We start from the raw sequence: 20,536 nt of genomic DNA, 5'->3' as shown, positions 1-20,536 counted from the left end.
TAGGCAATCTCAAAATCCTTGTATTTGTTTTTAAATTAAAATACAGATTAATGTTTATTTGTAAATGCGAAATTTATGAAATTGTAAAATGCGTAGAAATTTTAATGCAAAGAAAGAAGTCTTTGTAAATAGAATAAAATAACTAAATTTTAAAATGTAATCCTCCGCCTGAAAGAAGAAATTGAAATAGACGGAGGCCTAATTAACGAAGGCCTTGGTGTGCGAATTTAATACAACGACACGTGGTTTTCTTGTAAAAGAAAACAACAACGAAATAACCGTCAATTGTATAATGCTCAACATGAGATGATTTATTATGATTTGCAAAGTTAATCAAACTTATTTAATGATTAGCTTTTATTTCCATTTAATATTACAACCCATACTTGGTTTCTGTGGATTTTTAATATTTCGGTTGTAAATTAAGGAATCTATAGCGTTTCTTAAATCGCTTCCGCTAAGAGTAATTCCGTTTCCTGGTCTTGAATCATCCAGCTGTCCGCGATAAAATAATTTATCCTGATTGTCAAATAAGTAAAAGTCAGGTGTACATGCTGCATCATAAGCTTTGGCTACTTCCTGGCTTTCATCATATAGATATGGAAAATCTATTTTATGTGTAAAGGCAAATTCCGTCATTAGTTCGGGACCATCCTCAGGGTATTTAGTCACATCATTACTGGAAATGGCTACAATGCCAATTCCTTGTACACGATAATCGTTGGCAATCATAACAATTTCTTCTATTACATGCAGTACATACGGACAATGATTGCATATAAACATAACAAGAGTTCCTTTAGAACCTTTTATGTCGCTATAAGAATATTCAAAATTAGAATTAGTATCTTTTAGTTTAAATTGTGGAGCCAAAGTACCAAGAGGTAACATGTTTGAAAGAGTCTTAGCCATTTTTATAGAAAAATTAATTATTCAAATTTAGCTTTAAAAATCTGCATAAGAGACTATAAGTGTAAAAAAAATACCCCAAGAAGCTTTTATTTAAAAGGAAATAGTGCTTGGGGTATTTATAAGTGATCTATGAATTTAAAAAATTTAGTAAATCTGAATTTAGCCTGTCTCTTTCAGTATAAAATAATCCATGTGGTTCGCCCTCATAAATGATATAAGTATTGTTCTGAATTGATTCAGCAGCTTTTTTTGAAGTAAGGTCAATTGGAACTATTTTGTCAGCATCACCATGAATAATTAAGGTTGGTACATTTATGCTATCAAGTTCATCTCTAAAATCAGTTGTCGAAAATGATTCTGCACATTTTAATGTAGCACGAGGAGAAGCAAATGTGCATAACATTTTATAATACTCCAATAACGAAGTACTTAATGGACGGTTGATGATTGTAACTCCAAAAAAAGTTTTTCCGAAATTATCTAAAAATTCTATTCTATCCTCTTTAATAGCGGTTGCAGTAGCTTCACTTTTCTCTTTTGGATGGCCATCAGGGTTGTCATCAGTTTTTAATAAAAAGGGAATAATCGAAGAAATTAGAGCAGCTTTGGTAACTCTTTTTCCGCCATGACGGCTAAAGTAGCGCACTACTTCACCACCGCCCATCGAGAAACCTACGAGAGTAGCGTCTTCTAGCTCCAATTGCTCTATAATTTCGTTTAGATCATCGGTTAAACTATCGTAATCATATCCGTCCCAAGGTTGAGAAGATTTACCAAATCCGCGACGGTCATAGGCAATTACTCTATAATTATTTTGAACAAGGAAGTCTATTTGGTATTCCCACATTTCATTAGAAAGTGGCCAGCCATGGATAAGAATAACAGGTTTTCCTTGACCATAATCTTTTACATACAGCTTTACATTTGGGGCAGTTTCTATATATTTGTCTGTAGATGGTTGAGTTAAGTTAAACTGTGAATCTCTTAGAGATTCGCTAGGGTTAGTTTGAATATTTTCCATTTTTATATTTTTAAAATTAGAGCTGATTATTAGATTTTTGTAAAAGTAAAAGCTATAAAAAAAATATACGTTATAGAATTAGTCGTAATCCTTACAATATTAATAGATTGCGGAATAATAATTTAGTAAAATAAGACATGGATTTAACTTGGTCAGAATTTGAAAGAGTAGAAATGAGAGTGGGAACAATCATGCAAGTGGATGATTTTCCAGAGGCTCGTAAACCGGCTTATCAGCTTACAATTGATTTTGGAACAGAGATCGGAATTCGTAAATCATCGGCGCAAATTACCAAACGATATTCAAAAGAAGATTTAATAGCTAGACAAATCGTGGGTGTGGTTAATTTTCCTAGAAAACAAATAGGGAAATTTATGAGCGAATGTTTAGTAATTGGAGCAGTAGGAGAGGATGGAGATGTTGTTTTGTTAGCGCCGGATTTTAAAATCGAAAACGGGTTAAGGATAGGTTAATTAGTTTACAGTCGCTGTTTCAGTTTGCGATAACTCAAGCTGAGATTGTAGAGCTGGAGTGTAAACTGAGATTGAGTACTGCGACTAAAATTTTTATCTTAAGTCAGTTTTTGCGATCAATTCTTCTAATATTAATTGACCTTCTTCCCAGTATTTTAAATCTGAATCGGAGTTGATGTGTCCTTTTCTTCCAACATTTACAAAGTCACTGCCCCACATCTTAGCGAAATATTCTTTTCTTTCAAAGGATGCGTAAGGATCATTTTCACTTGCTACAACTATTGAGGGAAATGGTAATTTGATAATTGGCATAGGAGAAAAATTCCGTATGCATTCAGGAGTGTGTTGAGGGGAGTCTACATCGGCAGGAGCAACAAGTAATGCGCCTATAATATGAGGATTATTATTCGTTTTTGCCCAATGCATAACAAGAGAAACGGCTAGGCTATGGGCAACTAAGATGGTTGGTTTGTCAAGTTTAGAAATTTCTTCGTTTAGTCTTTTAATCCATTCCTCACGGATAGGTTCGTCCCAATTGTCGTGAACTAAACGAATTGAGGTTTTGAATTTATTATGCCAATAAGTTTGCCAGTGTTTATCACCAGAATTTCCTAAGCCAGGTAATATTAATAAATTTACTTCCATTGTTGGAATTTTTGAAATTTAAGAGATATAAAAAAAGCCCAAAAATTGACTAGATTTTGGACTTTCTACTTCTTAACAGTAAATTGATTAGATGTCATCAAAATCAATATCTGTAAAACTCGACCTATGTGATAATACTGGTTCTTCTTTGTCAGAACTGTATTCTTTCTTGAAATCTTTCTGATGTCTTTCAGAGATTACTTCCTCTCCTTTGTGGTTTAAAACATAAGAAGTCATTTCTCCTAAAATTTCTGCAAAAGCACTAAAATCTTCTTTGTACAAGTAAATTTTATGTTTCTTAAAATGGAACGATCCATCTTCTTCTGTGAATTTCTTGCTTTCGGTAATCGTGATATAGTAATCGTCTGCTTTTGTAGCTCTTACATCAAAGAAATAGGTCCTTCTTCCTGCTCGTAGTACTTTAGAAAAAATCTCTTCTTTTTCTAACATGTCATTTTCTCTCATAATCCGTTCTATCGATTTTTTTATTTAATAGCAATCAAAAATCATAAAAATTTATTTATTATACAACAATTAAAGTGATTCTTTTTCGGAAAGTTGTTTTAAATATAATGCTGAATAATACCCTTCTTGATTTATCAATTGATTATGAGAACCTTGTTGGATGATTTTTCCTTCTTCAAGTATAATAATTCGATCAGCGTTTTTGGCAGATGACACTCGATGGCTAACAATTATGGTAGTTTTGTCTTTGCAAATTTCAAATAAGTTATTTAAAATGGTTTCTTCAGTTTCAGTATCTACAGCAGATAAACAGTCATCGAAAAGTAAAATAGCAGGATTTTTTATGATTGCTCTGGCAATAGAAACACGCTGTTTTTGTCCGCCAGAAAGAGTGATTCCTCTTTCGCCTAAGATAGTGTCGTACTGCTTGTTAAAGTTAATAATGTTGTCATGAACAACAGCGTTTTTTGCAGCTTCGATAACTTCTTCATCAGTCGCATTTGGATTACCAAACTTAATATTGTTTTTAATGCTGTCAGAAAATAAAAAAGCATCTTGAGGTACAATACCAATATTGTTACGTAAATCGTTGAGGTTTAATTTACTTATTTCAATTCCATCTATGGTAATTTGTCCTTGTGAGACATCGTACAAGCGAGATATCAAAGATAATATAGTTGATTTTCCAGAACCAGTTTTACCTAAAATAGCCAAAGTTTCACCTTTTTTTACTGTAAAAGTAACATCATTAAGAGCGGTTATATTGGTGTCTTCATAAGTATAGGTTACATTCTCAAAAGAAATTGTCCCTTCGATAGTAGAGTGGTTTGGATTATTGTTTTTAATTTCAGGTTCAATTTTTAAGAACTCATTAAGTCTTTTTTGAGATGCTTCGGCTTCTTGTACCATTGAAGAAACCCATCCAAGTGAAGCAACTGGCCACGTAAGCATATTTACATATAAAATGAACTCAGCTATTGTTCCAAGACTTTTAATACTTCCGTTAATGTACATTACACCACCAAAATAAATTACTACAAGGTTGCTTATTCCGATTAAAGCAATCATCAGTGGGCCAAATAAAGATTGTACTTTAGCAAGATTCAAACTTTTACTTTTGCTTTCATTTGCTAGATCAATCATATTATTCTGATGTTGATTTTCTAATGAATAGGCTTTTATAACTCGGATTCCTGAAAAAATTTCTTGTGTGAAGCTCGATACTTTTGATAAATATTGCTGAAAAACAGTGCTTCGTTTATTTATTTCGGTGCTTAATTTAAAAATGCAATAGGATAATATAGGTAATGGTAATATAGTATATAAAGTTAAAAGCGGCGAAACGCTATACATGTATATGATTACGATTGCAAAGCGGATAAAAGTATTGATGGTGTACATTACTGCTGGGCCTACATACATTCGAACCTTAGAAACGTCTTCGCTAATACGATTCATTAAATCACCTGTACGATTTTGTTTGTAAAAGTTTTGAGAGAGTCTTTCGTATTGCTGAAAAACCTCATTTTTTAAGTCAAATTCAATGTGACGAGACATTACAATTAAGGTTTGGCGCATTAAAAAAGTAAGGAACCCGGCAACGATTGTTGTGGCGATAATTAATAAAACATTGTGTATTAGTCCTTCTCTGTAAAAAGATAAAACTGCCTCTGATGCTTTCTGGGATTCAGGGAGTTTGTCAAACGTTTCAATAGCACTTAATGACTTACTTATTAGTTTAGGAGTAAATAGCGAGAATATTTGTGCGATTATTGTGATAAAAATCCCTAAGGAAAAACTATATTTATATTTAATAAAATATTTGTTTAAATAACGTAATTCTTTCATTTTTTTAAGATATTCTGTGTTGAAATGATTTTGTTTTATTGGAAAACATCTGTTTTGGATAATTTTCAATGTGCTTATTAAAGACTGTTCAATTGTTGGATTGCTATTTTTTAATTAAAAAAATGATGTATGTATATTTTTTGTATAAATTTGAAATGTCTTTTTGACAAATTCATAATTTTAACTAACAAAAATTATTTGCTATGAATGCAGCTTTTGCAACTGGAAAGGAACTTCAAAAAATGGATCCCGTTTTTGGTCAACTATCGTTTGATGATCACGAACAAATTGTATTTTGTAATGACAAAGATACAGGTTTAAAAGCAATTATTGGTATTCATAATTCAGTTATGGGGCCTGCTTTGGGAGGGACAAGGATGTTTAATTATGCAAACGAATGGGAAGCATTAAACGATGTTTTACGTCTTTCTAGAGGTATGACATATAAATCTGCTATCACAGGATTGAATATTGGTGGAGGTAAAGCCGTTATTATTGGAGATGCCAAAACTCAAAAAACACCTGAATTGATGCGTAAGTTTGGAGAATTTGTACATTCTTTAAGCGGAAGATATATTACTGCTGAAGATGTTGGAATGGAAACTAAGGATATGGACATTGTAAGAGATGTTACTCCTTATGTTACAGGGATTTCTGAAGAAAGAGGGGGGTCTGGTAATCCATCTCCAGTTACTGCTTACGGTGTGTTTTTAGGAATGAAAGCGGCTGTAAAACAACAATTTGGATCAGATAATTTAGATGGTAAAAAAGTATTAGTACAAGGAATTGGTCACGTAGGTGAAGCTTTGGTTGAGTATTTAACTAAAGAAGGTGCAATAGTTACTATTACAGATATCAACGAAGAAAGATTATATGAAGTAGCTAAAAAATATGGTGCTACTATTTTTGCAGGTGATGATTTGTACAGTGCAGATGTTGATGTTTATGCGCCTTGCGCAATGGGAGCAGTGTTAAATGATGCGACTGTAAGTAAGATAAAAGCTAAGGTTATTGCTGGTGCAGCTAATAATCAATTGGCAAACGAAAATGTTCATGGTGCTATATTGCAAGAAAGAGGGATTTTATATGCTCCGGATTTCTTGATTAATGCAGGTGGAATCATTAATGTTTATGCAGAATTAGAGCATTATGGTAAAGCGGAAATCATGCGTAAGACTGAAAATATCTACAATACTACGCTTGAGATTTTTGATTTTGCTGTTAAAAACGGTATGACTACACATCATGCAGCTTTAACGATTGCTCAAAATCGTATCGATTTAAGAAGAATCGAGAATAGTAAAAAGTAAAAAACGAGCTTGATTTTGTCTCAGTTTTCTATCTCAGCTCTTAAGTGTTTGTTGAGATTGAGAACTGAGATTTTTTTATGCATAAAAAGCAATGATTATAAGCTTGAAATTATTCTTAAATAAACTAAGTATAAATTTCATTATAAGGTATGAAATACTTATTTTTGCAAATTAATTTTTAAATGTTCTTACAAGGTGGTAAATAGAAGACACATACGCGTTAAAGTAATGCAGTCCATTTATGCAATGCATCAAAACGGTTCTGATAATCTTGAAAAAGAAGAGAAGTTTCTTTTTTATAGTATTGATAATATTCAGGATTTATATCTTGTAATGGTTTCTTCGTTAATCGAAATTTGTAAAAAAGAGACAATTTTTTTACACTTATCAAGTAAAAAACATCTTGCGACTCCTGAAGAGCGTAATCCAAACGAAAAATTTATTAAGAATGCTATTTTTCAAATCCTAGCTGAGAATAATTCTCTTAGTATAGCTTTGGAGAATCGTAAAATCACTAATTGGTCATTAAATGATGATTATATTATATTACTTCTTAATGATATTAAGGCAAGTAAGCAGTATGCAAAATACATGAGTAATTCAGTAAACACGTTTGAAGAAGACAAACAGTTTATTGTTGATTTATTCACAGAAGTAATCGTTCCTAATGAAAAATTATACGAGTACTTAGAAGATGATAAGCTTACATGGGTAGATGATATTCCTGTGGTAAATACACATATCATCAAACAATTAAAAGGTATTACTGCTGGAGAGGACGATAATTTTAGAGTTCCTAAATTGTATAAAGATAATGAGGATCGAGATTTTGTAAAAGACTTGTTTAGAAAAACAGTTTTAAATGAATCTGAATTTGCGAAAGAATATGTAGATAAAACTCCAAACTGGGATAGTGATCGTATTGCAGAAATAGATACTATTATCTTAAAAATGGCAATTTGTGAATTTTTAAAATTCCCATCAATTCCAGTAAAAGTAACTCTTAACGAATATTTAGAAATTGCAAAAGAGTATTCTACGCCAAAAAGTAGTATTTTTATCAACGGGATTTTAGATAATCTTGTAAAAGAACTGGAGGCTAGCAAGAAATTAATTAAAGCTGGTCGTGGTTTAATGTAATAATTATTAAATAAAAACAGAATTTAAATTATGGAACAATTAACTCAATTTGCACCGTTTCTATTAATGTTTGTAGTGATCTATTTCTTTATGATTAGACCGCAACAAAAACGTGCGAAAAATGAAAAAGAATTTGAAAATAGCCTAAAAGTAGGTGATAAAATTATAACAAAAAGTGGTCTTCATGGAAAAGTTTCAGAGCTTGCAGAAACAACTGTAGTTATCGAAACAATGTCTGGAAAATTAAAAATGGAGCGTTCTGCAATTTCTATGGAAATGAGTGCAGCTTTGGCTAAGAAATAGTCTGCTTTAAGTAATATACTAAGTCCCAATCCGAAATAACGGATTGGGATTTTTTTTGTCTATAATTTAAGGAAACTTTCTTCTTGTCTTAGTAGTTGTCCTTTTTTAATGGTTTTAGTGCTTCCTCTTAGGTTAATTGATTTTGAGTCTTTGTTTGGTTGTTTGGTTTTGCAGTTGTTTTATTAGTGATTTTAGCCTTTTTTGATGTCTATGACTTTCGGACTTTTTACGATGTGTACGAACTTGTTTTGGCTGTTTGTTTTGTAGGACTGTAATTGTTAGTTTCTTTTCTGTTCTGATTGCGTTTTATGATGTTGTTTGTTTTTTGTTATTTTGTATGTAAAATTAATCTACCCTATTTTTTAGTGGGGTTATGTGTTCTTTTTAGTATTTTTAAGTTTATTTTATTATTTTTTGATAGGGTATGTGGTTTTGTTTTGTGTTTTTAGTTCAGTTTTTCTATTTTATAGGTTATTGATTTTTTTAAAAACATACCTCTAAAATGTATAATAGTGATAATTAGGTGTCGTAATTTTTGTAATCCGTAAATCTTTCTGAAACAGATCAAAAAAATAAATTTTTTAAGATTATCTAATCTAAAAGTTAATAAATTCGCCTCAGAAACATGTTTTACCAAGGCTATTTATTAGTATAAATCAGTACTGCAGTTCTTTGATATTATATAGAATATAAATGGCATTCATAAAAAAATAACCAAACCAATTATTAACCAAAACCATTTAAAACATGAAAAGAGTAATACATATTTTAGCTTTAATGTTAACGAGTTCTTTTGCTCTTGCCCAGGAAGATAAAGAAACGGTTGCTCCAGTGACAGTATTTGGAGGGTCGGCAGATGTTTATTACAAATATGATTTTTCTAAACAACAAAACGGTTTAACTAGTTTTACAAATTCACAGGACTCATTCGAATTAGGAATGGCTTCTATAGAAGCTTCACATAAATTTGGAAAAGCTTCTGCTTTTGTAGATTTAGGATTTGGTACAAGAGCAACAGAGTTCTCTTATAATGAGTACAATAATAATAAGGCTTCTTTTTTGATAAAACAATTATTTCTTAAGTATGATTTATCCGATAGTTTTTCTGTAACTGCAGGTAGTTTTGGTACTCATATTGGGTATGAATTATTGGATGCTGTTGATAATAAGAATTATAGTATGTCATATGCATTTTCCTATGGGCCTTTTTTTAATACAGGAGTGAAGGTGCAATACGTAACTGGTGAGTTTAGTTTTATGTTAGGTGTTACTAATCCTACTGATTTTAAATCAGTGATGGAAGCTGGTTCTAGTCAAAAAACATACCTAGGACAATTGGCTTACATTGCCGATACAGGTAGTGCTTATTTGAATTTCACTTCAGGAAGTACGAATTCTACTCCTGGTACTGCGGTTGTGCCAACAGGAGAAAATAAAACACAATTTGATTTTGTGGGGACAAAGGCTCTTAGTGATGCTTTTTCTTTAGGACTCAATGCAACGTATGCTAAAACTACTAATGATTATGATAGTGATCTTGATGGAGAATGGTTTTCATTAGTTGGATATGCTTATTATAAGTTTAAAGAGAATCTTGGATTAGCCTATAGAATGGAATATTTTAATGCAAAAGATGCTGTAGCAAGTTTAGGAACAGTTGCAGGTTCAAATGTTTTTGCAAATACCGTATCACTTAATTATAAAGTTGGAAATATGACGATAATTCCAGAGATAAGACTAGATAATGCTTCTGAGGATGTTTTTCTTAACAGTAATTCTGCTCCAACAGGAAAGATGGCCTTTGCATTAGTTGCAGCTACCTATTCTTTTTAAAATATTAAGATTGATATTTTTTTTTTTTTTTTTGAACTGTCAAAACATAATAATGTTTTGGCAGTTTTTTTAATTTACAGCTATTGCTATAAAAAATAAAACACGCTTTAGAGTTGTCTAAAGCGTGTTTTTATGTAATATGAATTTATGTCTTTTTATTGTTTTTTATAAATAGAATAAATTGTATTTATTGTTTTTCTGTCTAATACATTATCAACTTCGGTTTGGATATAATGTAGTTTAAAAGCTGTTATTGCAGCTGTAAGGTTTTTAGTATTGTAGCCAATAATTCGCAAGGCAGGTTCAATTCTAAAATCGAAAGGAGCTTCTTCTAGTATCTCATCTTGCCAGATTCCAAATCCTAGTCCAGCTAGTGTTTTCCAGGGAAACAATTTACTTGGGTCTTGTTTTCTGCCTGGAGCAATATCGGCATGACCTAAAATGTTTTGTGTTGGTACGTTGTATTCCTTTTTTAGCCTTGTCAAAAGGGCAATTAAGCTATTCATCTGTGTTTCCGAGAAAGGTTCAACTCCGTTGTTGTCAAGTTCAATACCTAGTGAAGAGGAGTTAAGATCGGTGTTTTTTCCCCATGTAGCATTACCAGCATGCCACGCACGTAAATAATCATTTAACATTTGGACCACTTTACCGTCTCTCGAGATAATGTAATGAGCACTTACTTGTGTTTTTGTTTTAGTAAATGTATTTATGGTTTGTTGTAAAGAATCCTGTGCTGTATGATGGATAATGATAAAGTTAGGTTTACGTAAATTAAAGTTTACAGTACCTATCCATTGCGTATTAATGCCATTTTGTAGCGAAGTAGATCCAGTTTGCGAAAGCGAGTCCTTATAAATGTGTAACTGATTTGCATATGACGTGTCTATGCTTATAGTTGTAACAGGAGGAGGTATAGGATGCGCTTCTTTGTTTGTAATTTTATCTTCAAGAGACTTAAGTTGCTGATCGTATACTTTTTCACTTGTTTTATATGGATTCGTAGAGCAAGAAGTAATTGCAATTGCTATGGTCAAACAGTAAAAATACTTTTTCATGTCTTAAAAATTGTTTTATGTTTTTACTAACAATTACTGTTCTTTTTCTTTTTTCTTCTTCTTTTTTGATTTTTTAGAACTACTTTGATCTTTTAGTTGTTCCATATAAAGAGTGTATTTTTCCTTTTGATCTTTGCTTAAAAAATCGGATACTCTTTTATCTGTAGCATCAGAAAGTGCTTGAATTTGTTTTATTTTTTCGTCTTGACTACTGCTTTCATTTTTCAAAAGTATGCCCTGTTCTTTAATGCTTTCGATAAGAACATTCGATACTGCAATTTCTTGAAGAGCATCAAGATTTAGTTCAGGCTTCATGTTTTCCATTATTTTAGCAACAGTTACTTCAACAGGAATTTCTTTTGGCTTAGAAGTGTTTGCAGATGGTCCCATGCCACCCATGCCTTGACTCATTCCGCCTCCGTAGCCACCTCGACCACCATATCCATTACCGTAGCCATTTCCATATCCATTTCCGTATTGTGCAGAAACTGGATTAGCAAAAAATAAAATAAATGCAAAAACTATTGCAGCTTGAATTGTTTTCATGTTTTATATCTTTAAAATCAAAAAATCAAAAAAATGTATTGTAAATTTAAACAGGTTCGCCGTATAAATCAAATTCTGTAGCTTCTATTATTTTAATATTAACAAATTCTCCTGTTTTTACATAATGTTTAGAGGCATCGATTAATACTTCGTTGTCAACATCAGGGCTGTCAAATTCAGTTCTTCCAACAAAATGAGCGCCTTCTTTTCTGTCAATAATACATTTGAAGGTTTGTCCAACTTTTTCTTGGTTTAAATCCCATGAAATCTGAGATTGTAATTCCATGATTTCGTTAGCACGATCTTGTTTTACTTGATCTGGGACATCGTCTTCTAGTAAATAAGCATGTGTGTTTTCTTCATGCGAATAGGCGAAACATCCCATTCTGTCAAATTTCATTTCCTGAACAAAGTCCTTAAGAATATTGAAATCTTCTTGAGTTTCTCCCGGGTATCCTACAATTAGCGTAGTTCTGATAGCCATTCCAGGAACAGCTTTGCGGAAATCTTTTAATAATTGGGTTGTTTTTTCTTGAGTTGTGCCACGTCGCATTGATTTTAAAACTGAATCCGAAATGTGTTGTAACGGAATGTCAATATAGTTACAAATCTTAGGCTCGCGTTTCATAACCTCTAGTACATCCATTGGGAAACCAGTAGGGAATGCGTAATGTAAACGAATCCATTCAATGCCTTCTACTTTTACTAACGCTTCAAGTAACTCAGCTAAATTTCTTTTCTTATATATATCAAGACCGTAATAAGTTAAATCTTGGGCAATCAAAATCAATTCTTTTACACCATTTTTAGCTAATCCTTCAGTTTCTTTAACTAATTTTTCAATGGTTTGAGATACGTGTTTTCCACGCATAAGAGGAATCGCACAAAAACTACAAGGTCTATCGCAACCTTCTGCAATTTTTAAATAAGCGTAATTTTTTGGAGTAGTTGTTAAACGCTCTCCTAATAATTCATGTTTATAATCGGCACCCAATGCTTTTAATAATTGAGGTAACTCAGTAGTTCCGAAAAATTGATCTACATTTGGGATTTCTTTTTCTAAATCAGGTCTGTAACGTTCAGATAAGCATCCTGTTACAAAAACTTTATCGACTAGTCCTTTTTCTTTTTTGTCTGCATACTCTAAAATCATGTTTACTGACTCCGCTTTAGCGTTATCAATAAAACCGCAAGTATTTATAACAATAATATTGCCTTCTTCGGCAGCAGGAGCTTCATGTGTTACTTCTTTTCCGTTAGCGCGAAGTTGACCCATAAGTACTTCACTATCATATACATTTTTCGAACACCCAAGAGTGATTACGTTGATTTTATTCTTTTTTAAAGACTTGGTTCTCATACTTTTATAAATTGGAGTGCAAAATTACATTTTTTATTCCTAGAAACACCATGATTCCTTGTTTTTTCTGAAGTTGGTGTTGTTGGTTTTAGGTGCTTTCCGATAGTTATTGGGATTAAGTGTTTGCTTTATCTTTTCTATTTCCTTGATGAACAGAAAAAAGGTTTTGTTTTTATTAGAGCTAAAAAAAAAATCCGTCTGATAAAGATCAGACGGATTTTATACGTGTGTCAATGGTTTGTTATAATTCAAATAACATTGTTAATGAAACATTGTTGAATTTTGAATTGATATTAGCGGTATCTGTAAATCCTTGATTAAAGAATGCTTGTTGAGAATTTCTTTTTGCGTAAGAATAGGCTAAATCTACTTTAGTTGCGCCAAAATTATATCCTAAACCTCCAGAATAGCTGTTTAAATCACCAATTGTAGTGCTGTTTTTGTATGGGCTTTGTTCGTATCTATAACCAGCTCTTAAGCTAAGTAGTTTGATTTTGTATTCAGCACCAACTCGTACTTCGCTACTGTTGGTTAATTCATTGCTCATTGTGTTATTTACGCCTCTAAAATGGATATCGTTAGTAGGTTTGAATTTAGTGTTGCCGTAATCTTTTATAGCATAATCTACGCTTAATAATCCAGTTTTTCCAAAAACGTATGCAAAACTGGCAGTCCATTTTCCAGGAGTCTGCAGTTTGTATGCCTCATATACATTAATGATTTGTGGATCAACTATAGTAGGGCCTAATTCTCCAGTGTTGTTGCTTCTTACGCTGACTAATTTTTGTGTGGTTTCGTCGTATAATTTATACCAAGTATTTGATTCGTATGCAAGTCCTAGTCTTACTTGGTTGGTTACTTTTGCAATAGCACCTACTTGAAAAGAAAAACCATTCCCGTAAGTGTACAGTTGGTTGTCAAAACGCAATCTGTTTATTTGGTCAACTGTACTGTTATTATTGGTGTTGTCCTCATAAAAGCTTGTGTTTCTTGTGTAGTCAGCGAAATGAGAATTCAAGTTTATTCCAATAAATAATTTGTCTTTATATGAAGTTGCTGCATTAAATGATAATTTACCATTGTAACCGTTGGTATGAATTTCATTTTCCTGATAATAATTTCCTCCGGCAGGAACAAGCGAGTAGTATGGACTATTTGGATTATTTTCATTTGTTGGTTCGACTATAAAGCCTTGGTATCCTAACATTGCTTGTTGAGCAGAATAACCTGTTAATCCAGGGTATTGAAGGTTTGGGAAATTACTGCCAAGGAAGCGGTATAAGCGACTTATAGATTCTCCATTTTTTGTAATAACATATTCTTGTGGTACTGGTGCACCGTTATTGCCTTCATTGGCATAGCTTAGAAAATATTTATCTATAGAGTTTGTTGGGTTTACACCTGAAGAAAAAATGTTATTATTGTAGTTGTTGGTGTTTTCGTAATTAACAGCTATAGATAGTTTTTTCCAATTGCTACTTGGGCGAGGATCTTTAAATACCATAACTCCACCAGCCTGATTCAGTATGAATGAATTTTCGCTATCCTTAGTTTTTGTTCCAAAATAATTAGAGTTATTTTTAGTGTTGTAATTACTTAATGTTACTCCAAATTGATTGTTTGCAAATATTGCAGAACCAGCAGGGTTAATGTTCAAAGAAGATAAGTCACCACCAAGTGCTCCAAATGCACCTCCCATAGCGCGGAAACGAGCAGTTCCGTTTAAGTTGTCTTGTGAATAGCGCATTGCATCAGATATATCTTGTGAATGTACTGCGCTTATAGATAGTCCAGTAAGGACTAGGAATATATACTTTTTCATAATTCAGGTAAATTTTAGTTCATTTAAAGGAGAAGTAAATTATCTTCTTCCTCCGCCAGAAGATCTTCCGCCACCGCCAGAAGTTCTTCCTCCGCCACCGCCATCGTATGAACGACCTGATGAACTTGGAGTATAAGATCTCGATGGAGTATTGTTAGAGCTCGGGCTATATGTTCTACTAGGTGCACTACTACTGTTGTCTCTGCGGGTTGGTGCGTAGCTGTTGTTTTGTGAGCCTGAAGCTGGATTTCTACGAGTTGGTGCGTAAGTGCTGTTTGAAGATTGATCTCTTCTAGTATAATTAGAATTACCATTGTTTCTACTAGTTGTATTGTAAGAGTCGTTTCTTCTGTAATCTGTATAATTAGTACTGCTACTTCCTCTTCTGTTAGTGAAGTTTGAGTTTTGAGAATTGCCTCTTCTGTCAGTGTAGTTGCTGTTGCTACTGCCTCTTCTGTTTACAGAGTAATCAGAGTTTCTGTTAGAGTAACTTCTGTTTGAGTAATAATTATTTCTATTTATGCTATTGTTATAAATAGCACCTCTTCGGCCAGCGTTGTATGAGTAGTTGTAGTTGTTGCGGTATCCGTAATAAGGTCTGTATCCGTAGTAAGGATAGTATGAAGGGTAGCCCCATCCAAATCCTCCACCATAATAAGGATAGCCCCATCCGCCATATCCGTATCCGAAACCTCCGTAGTATGGGTATCCAAATCCTAGACCAAATGATAATCCCCAAGTGTTAGGGTATATGTTTACAGAAACATCTTGAACATTGCTTCCCCAAGCAGGATAACTTATGCTTGAACTTGTTATGCTGTCGTCGGCTTCATTGTATGAACCATAATTGTCAACATTTGTGAAGATTTCTGTAGGTTCATCATTGTTTTGTAGGGAACTAAAATATTCTTTGTATTGATTATTAGTGCCTGTTGTAGTAACTCTTTCAGTGTAATTATTAGAAGATGCTCCGTATATTCCGTCATTGTCGTAATAAGAGCTATTTTGATAAGAACCACACGAAGTTACTAGTAAACACAGTACGCCTATAGTTGAAAAAAGGGCTGTGTTTTTTTTGAGAAAAATATTAGTTTTCATATCTGTGGGTTTTTTTATTGTTGGACATTACAAAAATAGTTAGTTTTGTGGAACTATTTAGTTAAAATAAGTTAAACAAAATTTGTGCCAAACTATTCATTATGAGTAAGAACCTTACTACAAGATCAGAAGATTATTCGAAATGGTATAACGAGCTGGTTGTAAAAGCGGATTTAGCCGAGAATTCAGGAGTTAGAGGATGTATGGTTATTAAGCCGTACGGATATGCTATTTGGGAAAAAATGCAAGCTGAATTAGATCGAAAATTTAAAGAAACAGGACATCAAAATGCCTATTTCCCTTTATTTGTTCCTAAGAGCATGTTTGAAGCGGAAGAGAAAAATGCCGAAGGATTTGCAAAAGAGTGTGCTATTGTTACACATTATAGATTAAAAAATGATCCGGATAAACCCGGAAAATTAATGGTTGATCCTAATGCTAAGTTAGAGGAAGAATTAATTGTTCGTCCAACGAGTGAAGCTATTATATGGTCTACTTATAAAGGATGGGTGCAATCATACCGTGATTTACCTTTGTTGATCAATCAATGGGCAAATGTTGTTCGTTGGGAAATGAGAACTCGACTATTTTTGAGAACGGCTGAATTTTTATGGCAAGAAGGGCATACTGCTCATGCTACAAGAAGTGAAGCTATTGAGGAGTCTGAGAAAATGATGAATGTATACGCAGAGTTTGCTGAGGGTTTTATGGCAATTCCGGTTGTGAAAGGTCTTAAAACAGAATCAGAGCGATTTGCAGGAGCAGAAGAAACTTATTGTATTGAAGCGCTAATGCAGGATGGGAAAGCGTTACAAGCAGGAACGTCACATTTCTTAGGTCAGAACTTTGCTAAAGCATTTGATGTGAAGTTTGCTAATGCAGAAGGAAAGCAGGAATATGTTTGGGGAACTTCTTGGGGAGTATCTACTCGATTAATGGGTGCTTTGGTAATGACACATTCTGATGATAAAGGATTAGTTCTGCCTCCAAATTTAGCTCCTATACAAGTGGTGATTGTTCCTATTCATAAAACAGATGAGCAGTTGGATGAAATTTCGGTTGTGGTTAATGAGTTGGTTTCTCAATTGAGAAAGCTTAACGTTGCTGTGAAATATGATGATAGAACAACACAGAAGCCAGGGTTTAAGTTTAATGAATATGAATTAAAAGGAGTGCCAATTAGAATTGCGGTAGGTCCTAAGGATTTAGAAAATGGAACTTTTGAGGTTGCAAGAAGAGATACTTTGACAAAAGAAATAGTTTCGAAAGATGGAATTGTTACTTATGTGAATGATTTATTAGCTCAGATTCAAGTTGATTTATTTAATAAAGCATTAGATTACCGTAATTCACATATTACTGAAGTAAGTAATTTTGATGAATTTAAAGATGTCTTGGAGAATAAAGGTGGTTTTGTATCAGCACATTGGGACGGAACTATAGCTACAGAAGAGAAAATTAAAGACTTGACAAAGGCAACTATTAGATGTGTTCCTTTGGATGGTGTAGAAGAGGCTGGAAGCTGTGTGTTTACTGGTAGTCCTTCTTCTAGAAGAGTGCTTTTTGCTAAGGCATATTAAAAAAAAATATTTTTTTTGCATTAGCTATTGTAGAACTCAAAAATAGGTGTATCTTTGCATCCGCATTAGGGAAGCAGGCCCGTTCGTCTATCGGTTAGGACGCATGGTTTTCATCCATGTAAGAGCGGTTCGATTCCGCTACGGGCTACTACTTTTTTTGCGTGTTAAAAGTTATTTGAAGATTGAATAATAAAATGGCCCGTTCGTCTATCGGTTAGGACGCATGGTTTTCATCCATGTAAGAGCGGTTCGATTCCGCTACGGGCTACAAATTCAATTTTTATTAAATTGAAAAACTTAGAAGAATACTGGTCCGTTCGTCTAGGGGTTAGGACTTCAGGATTTCGTCCTGGTAACAGGGGTTCGATTCCCTTACGGACTACTAAAATTAGTTGTGAATAAGTTTTGTAAAATAAGAGCTGGTGTCTCGGTTTTTGTTTTATTAGTTAAAGCTAAAGTGATTGTTTTACAATTGTGGGAGGCTTTTCTTTTTTAACTAGTATTTATAATTATTACATCTAAAATTAAAAGAAAAATGGCAAATCATAAGTCAGCATTAAAAAGAATCAGAAGTAACGAAAAAAGAAGAGTTCTTAACAGATATCAACACAAAACTACTCGTAATGCTATTAAAGCGTTAAGAATAGCTACTGATAAACAAGATGCTACTTCAAAATTATCAACTGTAATTTCTATGATTGATAAATTAGCGAAAAAGAATATCATTCATGATAACAAAGCGTCTAATTTAAAATCTAAATTAACGAAACATGTAGCTAAATTGTAATCATACAATTTGCTTAAAATATATAAAAAAGTTCTCTTTTAGAGGGCTTTTTTTATGCTTTAAAAAAAACTCCTTAAGTAATTGTTTTAATTATTTAAGGAGTTTTCTGTTAAATGCTCATTTTGTTTTTTATGTATTCAAGCATTTGCAGTGTGATTGGTTTTGAGAGAAAGTCAAGTATCATTGGGTAGTTTTTTGCTTTTTCTAGGTCTTCTGGATCAATTGTAGAGGATAGTATGATTATGTTGGTGGTGTTGAAGTCGGAGTAGTTAGGTGTAGAGAAGTGGTCTAAAAATTCCCAGCCTCCCATTACAGGCATGTTTAAGTCTAGGAAAATAAGTCGTGGTTTTTTAGTGTTAAGATCGGTAGGCTTAGTATTGTATTTAAGAGAGTTGAAGTATGATAAGGCTTCTTCTCCGTTTTGTGCGGTTATTATTTCTTTAGAAAATTCAGCTTTTGTGATTACTTTTTTACATAACATTAGCGCTATGGGGTCGTCGTCTATGCATAAAATTTGATCAAACATTTTATTTGTTTTTAAATATTAGAGTAAATGAGGTTCCTTTGTTAACCTCGCTGTCTATACTGATTGTTCCTCCCATTGTTTCTACTTGAGATTTTACCAGGTATAATCCAAGTCCTTTGCTATCGGGGTAATTGTGAAATCTTTGATAAAGCCCAAAAACTTTATCTCTGTTTCTTTCAAGGTCGATTCCGATTCCGTTGTCTTTAAAGGTTAGTATTATTATGTTGTCTTCAGTTTGATTGGCTGAAATGGTGATTTTTAATTTACGGTCTTTTGATCTGTATTTAATTGAATTGGTTAATAGGTTTAATAATATACTTTCCAAATAGGCTTTGTTGATATTTAATACTGTTACTTTTTCAAAATTTAGTTTTATTATTGGTTTGTGTAATTCAATTTGAAAACTTAGCTGATTGAATACATTTTCAAAAACTTCGTTTAGTAAAACTTCTTCTTTTTGGATTGATGGGTTGTCTTTAATTATGATAACTTTCACTAAATCATTGATGGTTTCGTTTAGTAAATGAGTTGATTTGTTGAAACCGTTTAATATTTCTTTTAGTTCTTCATTTTCTATTGGAATGTCTTCTATAAGGTTTAATAGTCCAGTTAGGTTTGATAAGGGTGATCTGAGATTGTGAGAAGTTATATAGGAGAATTGTTTTAAGTCTTTGTTGTTTTGGGTTAATTCTCTGATAAGGTGCTCTTTTTCTTTTTCTAATTTTTTTTCTTCAGTAGTGTCTCTTTGTATTGATATCCAGTGAGAAACTTCGTTTTCGGCATTGAAAATAGGGATCATTGAGTAGCGAACCCAGTACTCTTCTTTGTTCTTGGTGTAGCTAATAGTTTCTATTGAGCACTCTTCTTTGTTTTTTATTGCTTTTATTAGTTTTCGGAGCTCGCTGGAATCAGATTTTGGACCTTTAAAAATATTAGGTGATTTTCCTACTATCTCTTCAGATTGGTATCCTGACATTTTTGAAAAAGATGGATTTACGTATACGATTTTAGGTATTTTGCCATCATGTGAGTCGGCTTCGGTAATCAGGATGGAATCTCGAGATTGAGTAATTACAGTTTCAAGTAGTTTTAATCGTTGTTCTTCTTCTTTTTGTTTTGTGATATCTTGTATGGCACCAATCATTCTGATCGCTCTTCCATTTTCGTCTTTTAAAAGGAAACTGCGATGAAGGATATATTTATAAGTAGCATCAGCGCATCTAAATCGATATTGATCTTGCCATTTTTCTGTTTTTTGTTCTATAAATGAATATAGTTTTACTGACATTCTGATGCTGTCCTCAGGGTGGATTTTGTCAAACCACCATCTCGAGCTATCGCCAACTTCTTCTGGTTTGTATCCGAAAACATTTTCAATTCCTTTGTTCCAGGTAATGTTGTCTTCTTGAATTTTCCAGTCCCAAATTGTGTCACTGGTCGCTTTAGCAACTATGTTATATTTTTCGTTTGATTCTTTAATTTCGTCATTCGATTTTTTTAGTTTTTCGAATACTGTAATGTTTCTGGCGTCGTTTTTCGATAGTATATACCTGTAGAGTAGGCCTGTTAAAATAATGAAAATAAGATCTTTTATGAAACTGAAATAGTAGTATTGAGTATTTGAGATATTGTTAAGCAGGTATTTGTGGCAAATGATTGCCAGAAATAGAGAAATGACAAAGTAAATTAATGTAATTTGATTGGTTTTGTTTTTCATTACTCAAATATAATTAATAATTACCAAATTATTAAACATCGATTATAAGATATTTAAAAGCCTTGAAATAAAGCTAATTTTTGTACGTAATCAGT

At 32.8% G+C, this 20,536-nt stretch carries 19 protein-coding genes and 3 tRNA genes; 10 read left to right on the top strand and 12 right to left on the bottom strand.

Annotated elements, in window-relative coordinates:
• Window positions 1-357 precede the first annotated feature (357 nt).
• Window positions 358-912 (bottom strand): thioredoxin family protein, encoded by a 555-nt coding sequence (locus LPB87_RS13350; RefSeq protein ID WP_129539465.1) that lies wholly within the window; start codon window positions 910-912, stop codon window positions 358-360.
• A 127-nt stretch (window positions 913-1,039) separates the two neighbouring features.
• On the bottom strand, window positions 1,040-1,933 hold the full coding sequence (locus tag LPB87_RS13345) for an alpha/beta hydrolase (RefSeq protein ID WP_230728195.1): 894 nt from the start codon (window positions 1,931-1,933) through the stop codon (window positions 1,040-1,042).
• A gap of 137 nt (window positions 1,934-2,070) precedes the next feature.
• Between LPB87_RS13345 and LPB87_RS13340 the strand changes: the two genes are divergently transcribed.
• Window positions 2,071-2,406 (top strand): tRNA-binding protein, encoded by a 336-nt coding sequence (locus LPB87_RS13340; RefSeq protein ID WP_129539463.1) that lies wholly within the window; start codon window positions 2,071-2,073, stop codon window positions 2,404-2,406.
• Between the two features lie 93 nt (window positions 2,407-2,499).
• Here LPB87_RS13340 and LPB87_RS13335 read toward each other — a convergent pair whose 3' ends face one another.
• The 3 genes from LPB87_RS13335 to LPB87_RS13325 form a co-directional block, all read right to left on the bottom strand.
• Window positions 2,500-3,051, bottom strand: a complete 552-nt coding sequence (locus tag LPB87_RS13335) for an alpha/beta hydrolase (protein WP_230728194.1) — start codon at window positions 3,049-3,051, stop codon at window positions 2,500-2,502.
• Between the two features lie 87 nt (window positions 3,052-3,138).
• The gene (locus LPB87_RS13330) at window positions 3,139-3,516 is read right to left on the bottom strand and encodes a PUR family DNA/RNA-binding protein (RefSeq protein ID WP_129539461.1); all 378 of its coding nucleotides are present in this window, start codon (window positions 3,514-3,516) and stop codon (window positions 3,139-3,141) included.
• Window positions 3,517-3,585: 69 nt separating this feature from the next.
• Window positions 3,586-5,364 (bottom strand): ABC transporter ATP-binding protein, encoded by a 1,779-nt coding sequence (locus tag LPB87_RS13325; RefSeq protein ID WP_230728193.1) that lies wholly within the window; start codon window positions 5,362-5,364, stop codon window positions 3,586-3,588.
• Window positions 5,365-5,567: 203 nt separating this feature from the next.
• Between LPB87_RS13325 and LPB87_RS13320 the strand changes: the two genes are divergently transcribed.
• The 4 genes from LPB87_RS13320 (at window position 5,568) to LPB87_RS13305 (ending at window position 9,950) form a co-directional block, all read left to right on the top strand.
• A complete protein-coding gene (locus tag LPB87_RS13320; RefSeq protein WP_129539459.1) occupies window positions 5,568-6,674 on the top strand; it encodes an amino acid dehydrogenase in 1,107 nt (368 codons plus the stop codon).
• A 228-nt stretch (window positions 6,675-6,902) separates the two neighbouring features.
• On the top strand, window positions 6,903-7,814 hold the full coding sequence (nusB, locus tag LPB87_RS13315) for a transcription antitermination factor NusB (RefSeq protein WP_129539458.1): 912 nt from the start codon (window positions 6,903-6,905) through the stop codon (window positions 7,812-7,814).
• A 30-nt stretch (window positions 7,815-7,844) separates the two neighbouring features.
• A complete protein-coding gene (gene yajC, locus LPB87_RS13310; RefSeq protein ID WP_129539457.1) occupies window positions 7,845-8,117 on the top strand; it encodes a preprotein translocase subunit YajC in 273 nt (90 codons plus the stop codon).
• Between the two features lie 747 nt (window positions 8,118-8,864).
• Entirely contained in the window at window positions 8,865-9,950 is a 1,086-nt protein-coding gene (locus LPB87_RS13305; RefSeq protein WP_129539456.1) for an outer membrane beta-barrel protein, read from the top strand.
• 155 nt (window positions 9,951-10,105) lie between these two features.
• Here LPB87_RS13305 and LPB87_RS13300 read toward each other — a convergent pair whose 3' ends face one another.
• The 5 genes from LPB87_RS13300 to LPB87_RS13280 all read right to left on the bottom strand — a co-directional run bounded on the left by LPB87_RS13300 (window position 10,106) and on the right by LPB87_RS13280 (window position 15,831).
• Complete coding sequence (locus tag LPB87_RS13300) at window positions 10,106-11,005, bottom strand: N-acetylmuramoyl-L-alanine amidase (RefSeq protein ID WP_230728192.1); 900 nt, start codon at window positions 11,003-11,005, stop codon at window positions 10,106-10,108.
• Between the two features lie 33 nt (window positions 11,006-11,038).
• Window positions 11,039-11,551 (bottom strand): hypothetical protein, encoded by a 513-nt coding sequence (locus LPB87_RS13295; RefSeq protein WP_230728191.1) that lies wholly within the window; start codon window positions 11,549-11,551, stop codon window positions 11,039-11,041.
• A gap of 46 nt (window positions 11,552-11,597) precedes the next feature.
• The gene (gene rimO, locus LPB87_RS13290) at window positions 11,598-12,911 is read right to left on the bottom strand and encodes a 30S ribosomal protein S12 methylthiotransferase RimO (protein WP_129539453.1); all 1,314 of its coding nucleotides are present in this window, start codon (window positions 12,909-12,911) and stop codon (window positions 11,598-11,600) included.
• A gap of 241 nt (window positions 12,912-13,152) precedes the next feature.
• A complete protein-coding gene (locus tag LPB87_RS13285; RefSeq protein WP_129539452.1) occupies window positions 13,153-14,733 on the bottom strand; it encodes an outer membrane protein transport protein in 1,581 nt (526 codons plus the stop codon).
• 39 nt (window positions 14,734-14,772) lie between these two features.
• Window positions 14,773-15,831, bottom strand: a complete 1,059-nt coding sequence (locus LPB87_RS13280) for a hypothetical protein (RefSeq protein WP_129539451.1) — start codon at window positions 15,829-15,831, stop codon at window positions 14,773-14,775.
• 101 nt (window positions 15,832-15,932) lie between these two features.
• Here LPB87_RS13280 and proS point away from each other — a divergent pair, with 101 nt between their 5' ends.
• The 5 genes from proS to rpsT all read left to right on the top strand — a co-directional run bounded on the left by proS (window position 15,933) and on the right by rpsT (window position 18,198).
• Window positions 15,933-17,411 carry a proline--tRNA ligase gene (proS, locus tag LPB87_RS13275; protein ID WP_129539450.1) on the top strand — a complete coding sequence of 493 codons (1,479 nt, stop codon included), beginning with the start codon at window positions 15,933-15,935 and terminating at the stop codon, window positions 17,409-17,411.
• Window positions 17,412-17,487: 76 nt separating this feature from the next.
• Window positions 17,488-17,559: transfer RNA gene (locus LPB87_RS13270), tRNA-Glu, on the top strand.
• 48 nt (window positions 17,560-17,607) lie between these two features.
• Window positions 17,608-17,679: transfer RNA gene (locus tag LPB87_RS13265), tRNA-Glu, on the top strand.
• Window positions 17,680-17,721: 42 nt separating this feature from the next.
• Window positions 17,722-17,793 (top strand) — tRNA-Glu (locus LPB87_RS13260).
• Window positions 17,794-17,946: 153 nt separating this feature from the next.
• The gene (gene rpsT / locus LPB87_RS13255; protein ID WP_035622425.1) at window positions 17,947-18,198 is read left to right on the top strand and encodes a 30S ribosomal protein S20; all 252 of its coding nucleotides are present in this window, start codon (window positions 17,947-17,949) and stop codon (window positions 18,196-18,198) included.
• Between the two features lie 109 nt (window positions 18,199-18,307).
• Here rpsT and LPB87_RS13250 read toward each other — a convergent pair whose 3' ends face one another.
• Together LPB87_RS13250 and LPB87_RS13245 are read right to left on the bottom strand one after the other, a co-directional pair.
• Window positions 18,308-18,724: a response regulator gene (locus tag LPB87_RS13250; RefSeq protein ID WP_230728190.1), complete on the bottom strand. Its 417-nt coding sequence runs from the start codon at window positions 18,722-18,724 to the stop codon at window positions 18,308-18,310.
• Between the two features lies 1 nt (window position 18,725).
• Window positions 18,726-20,441 carry a PAS domain-containing protein gene (locus LPB87_RS13245; protein WP_129539449.1) on the bottom strand — a complete coding sequence of 572 codons (1,716 nt, stop codon included), beginning with the start codon at window positions 20,439-20,441 and terminating at the stop codon, window positions 18,726-18,728.
• Window positions 20,442-20,536 lie beyond the last annotated feature (95 nt).

Origin of the sequence: Flavobacterium sp. EDS, assembly GCF_020991525.1 — a bacterium.
GTDB lineage: Bacteria > Bacteroidota > Bacteroidia > Flavobacteriales > Flavobacteriaceae > Flavobacterium.
This window is presented reverse-complemented; position numbering and strand designations above follow the sequence as displayed.

Excerpts from the sequence above, each read along its gene's own strand:
- LPB87_RS13350 (WP_129539465.1), bottom strand. The coding sequence starts at position 912 with ATGGCTAAGACTCTTTCAAACATGTTACCTCTTGGTACTTTGGCTCCA.
- LPB87_RS13345 (WP_230728195.1), bottom strand. The coding sequence starts at position 1,933 with ATGGAAAATATTCAAACTAACCCTAGCGAATCTCTAAGAGATTCACAG.
- LPB87_RS13340 (WP_129539463.1), top strand. The coding sequence starts at position 2,071 with ATGGATTTAACTTGGTCAGAATTTGAAAGAGTAGAAATGAGAGTGGGA.
- LPB87_RS13335 (WP_230728194.1), bottom strand. The coding sequence starts at position 3,051 with ATGGAAGTAAATTTATTAATATTACCTGGCTTAGGAAATTCTGGTGAT.
- LPB87_RS13330 (WP_129539461.1), bottom strand. The coding sequence starts at position 3,516 with ATGAGAGAAAATGACATGTTAGAAAAAGAAGAGATTTTTTCTAAAGTA.
- LPB87_RS13325 (WP_230728193.1), bottom strand. The coding sequence starts at position 5,364 with ATGAAAGAATTACGTTATTTAAACAAATATTTTATTAAATATAAATAT.
- LPB87_RS13320 (WP_129539459.1), top strand. The coding sequence starts at position 5,568 with ATGAATGCAGCTTTTGCAACTGGAAAGGAACTTCAAAAAATGGATCCC.
- nusB (WP_129539458.1), top strand. The coding sequence starts at position 6,903 with ATGCAGTCCATTTATGCAATGCATCAAAACGGTTCTGATAATCTTGAA.
- yajC (WP_129539457.1), top strand. The coding sequence starts at position 7,845 with ATGGAACAATTAACTCAATTTGCACCGTTTCTATTAATGTTTGTAGTG.
- LPB87_RS13305 (WP_129539456.1), top strand. The coding sequence starts at position 8,865 with ATGAAAAGAGTAATACATATTTTAGCTTTAATGTTAACGAGTTCTTTT.
- LPB87_RS13300 (WP_230728192.1), bottom strand. The coding sequence starts at position 11,005 with ATGAAAAAGTATTTTTACTGTTTGACCATAGCAATTGCAATTACTTCT.
- LPB87_RS13295 (WP_230728191.1), bottom strand. The coding sequence starts at position 11,551 with ATGAAAACAATTCAAGCTGCAATAGTTTTTGCATTTATTTTATTTTTT.
- rimO (WP_129539453.1), bottom strand. The coding sequence starts at position 12,911 with ATGAGAACCAAGTCTTTAAAAAAGAATAAAATCAACGTAATCACTCTT.
- LPB87_RS13285 (WP_129539452.1), bottom strand. The coding sequence starts at position 14,733 with ATGAAAAAGTATATATTCCTAGTCCTTACTGGACTATCTATAAGCGCA.
- LPB87_RS13280 (WP_129539451.1), bottom strand. The coding sequence starts at position 15,831 with ATGAAAACTAATATTTTTCTCAAAAAAAACACAGCCCTTTTTTCAACT.
- proS (WP_129539450.1), top strand. The coding sequence starts at position 15,933 with ATGAGTAAGAACCTTACTACAAGATCAGAAGATTATTCGAAATGGTAT.
- rpsT (WP_035622425.1), top strand. The coding sequence starts at position 17,947 with ATGGCAAATCATAAGTCAGCATTAAAAAGAATCAGAAGTAACGAAAAA.
- LPB87_RS13250 (WP_230728190.1), bottom strand. The coding sequence starts at position 18,724 with ATGTTTGATCAAATTTTATGCATAGACGACGACCCCATAGCGCTAATG.
- LPB87_RS13245 (WP_129539449.1), bottom strand. The coding sequence starts at position 20,441 with ATGAAAAACAAAACCAATCAAATTACATTAATTTACTTTGTCATTTCT.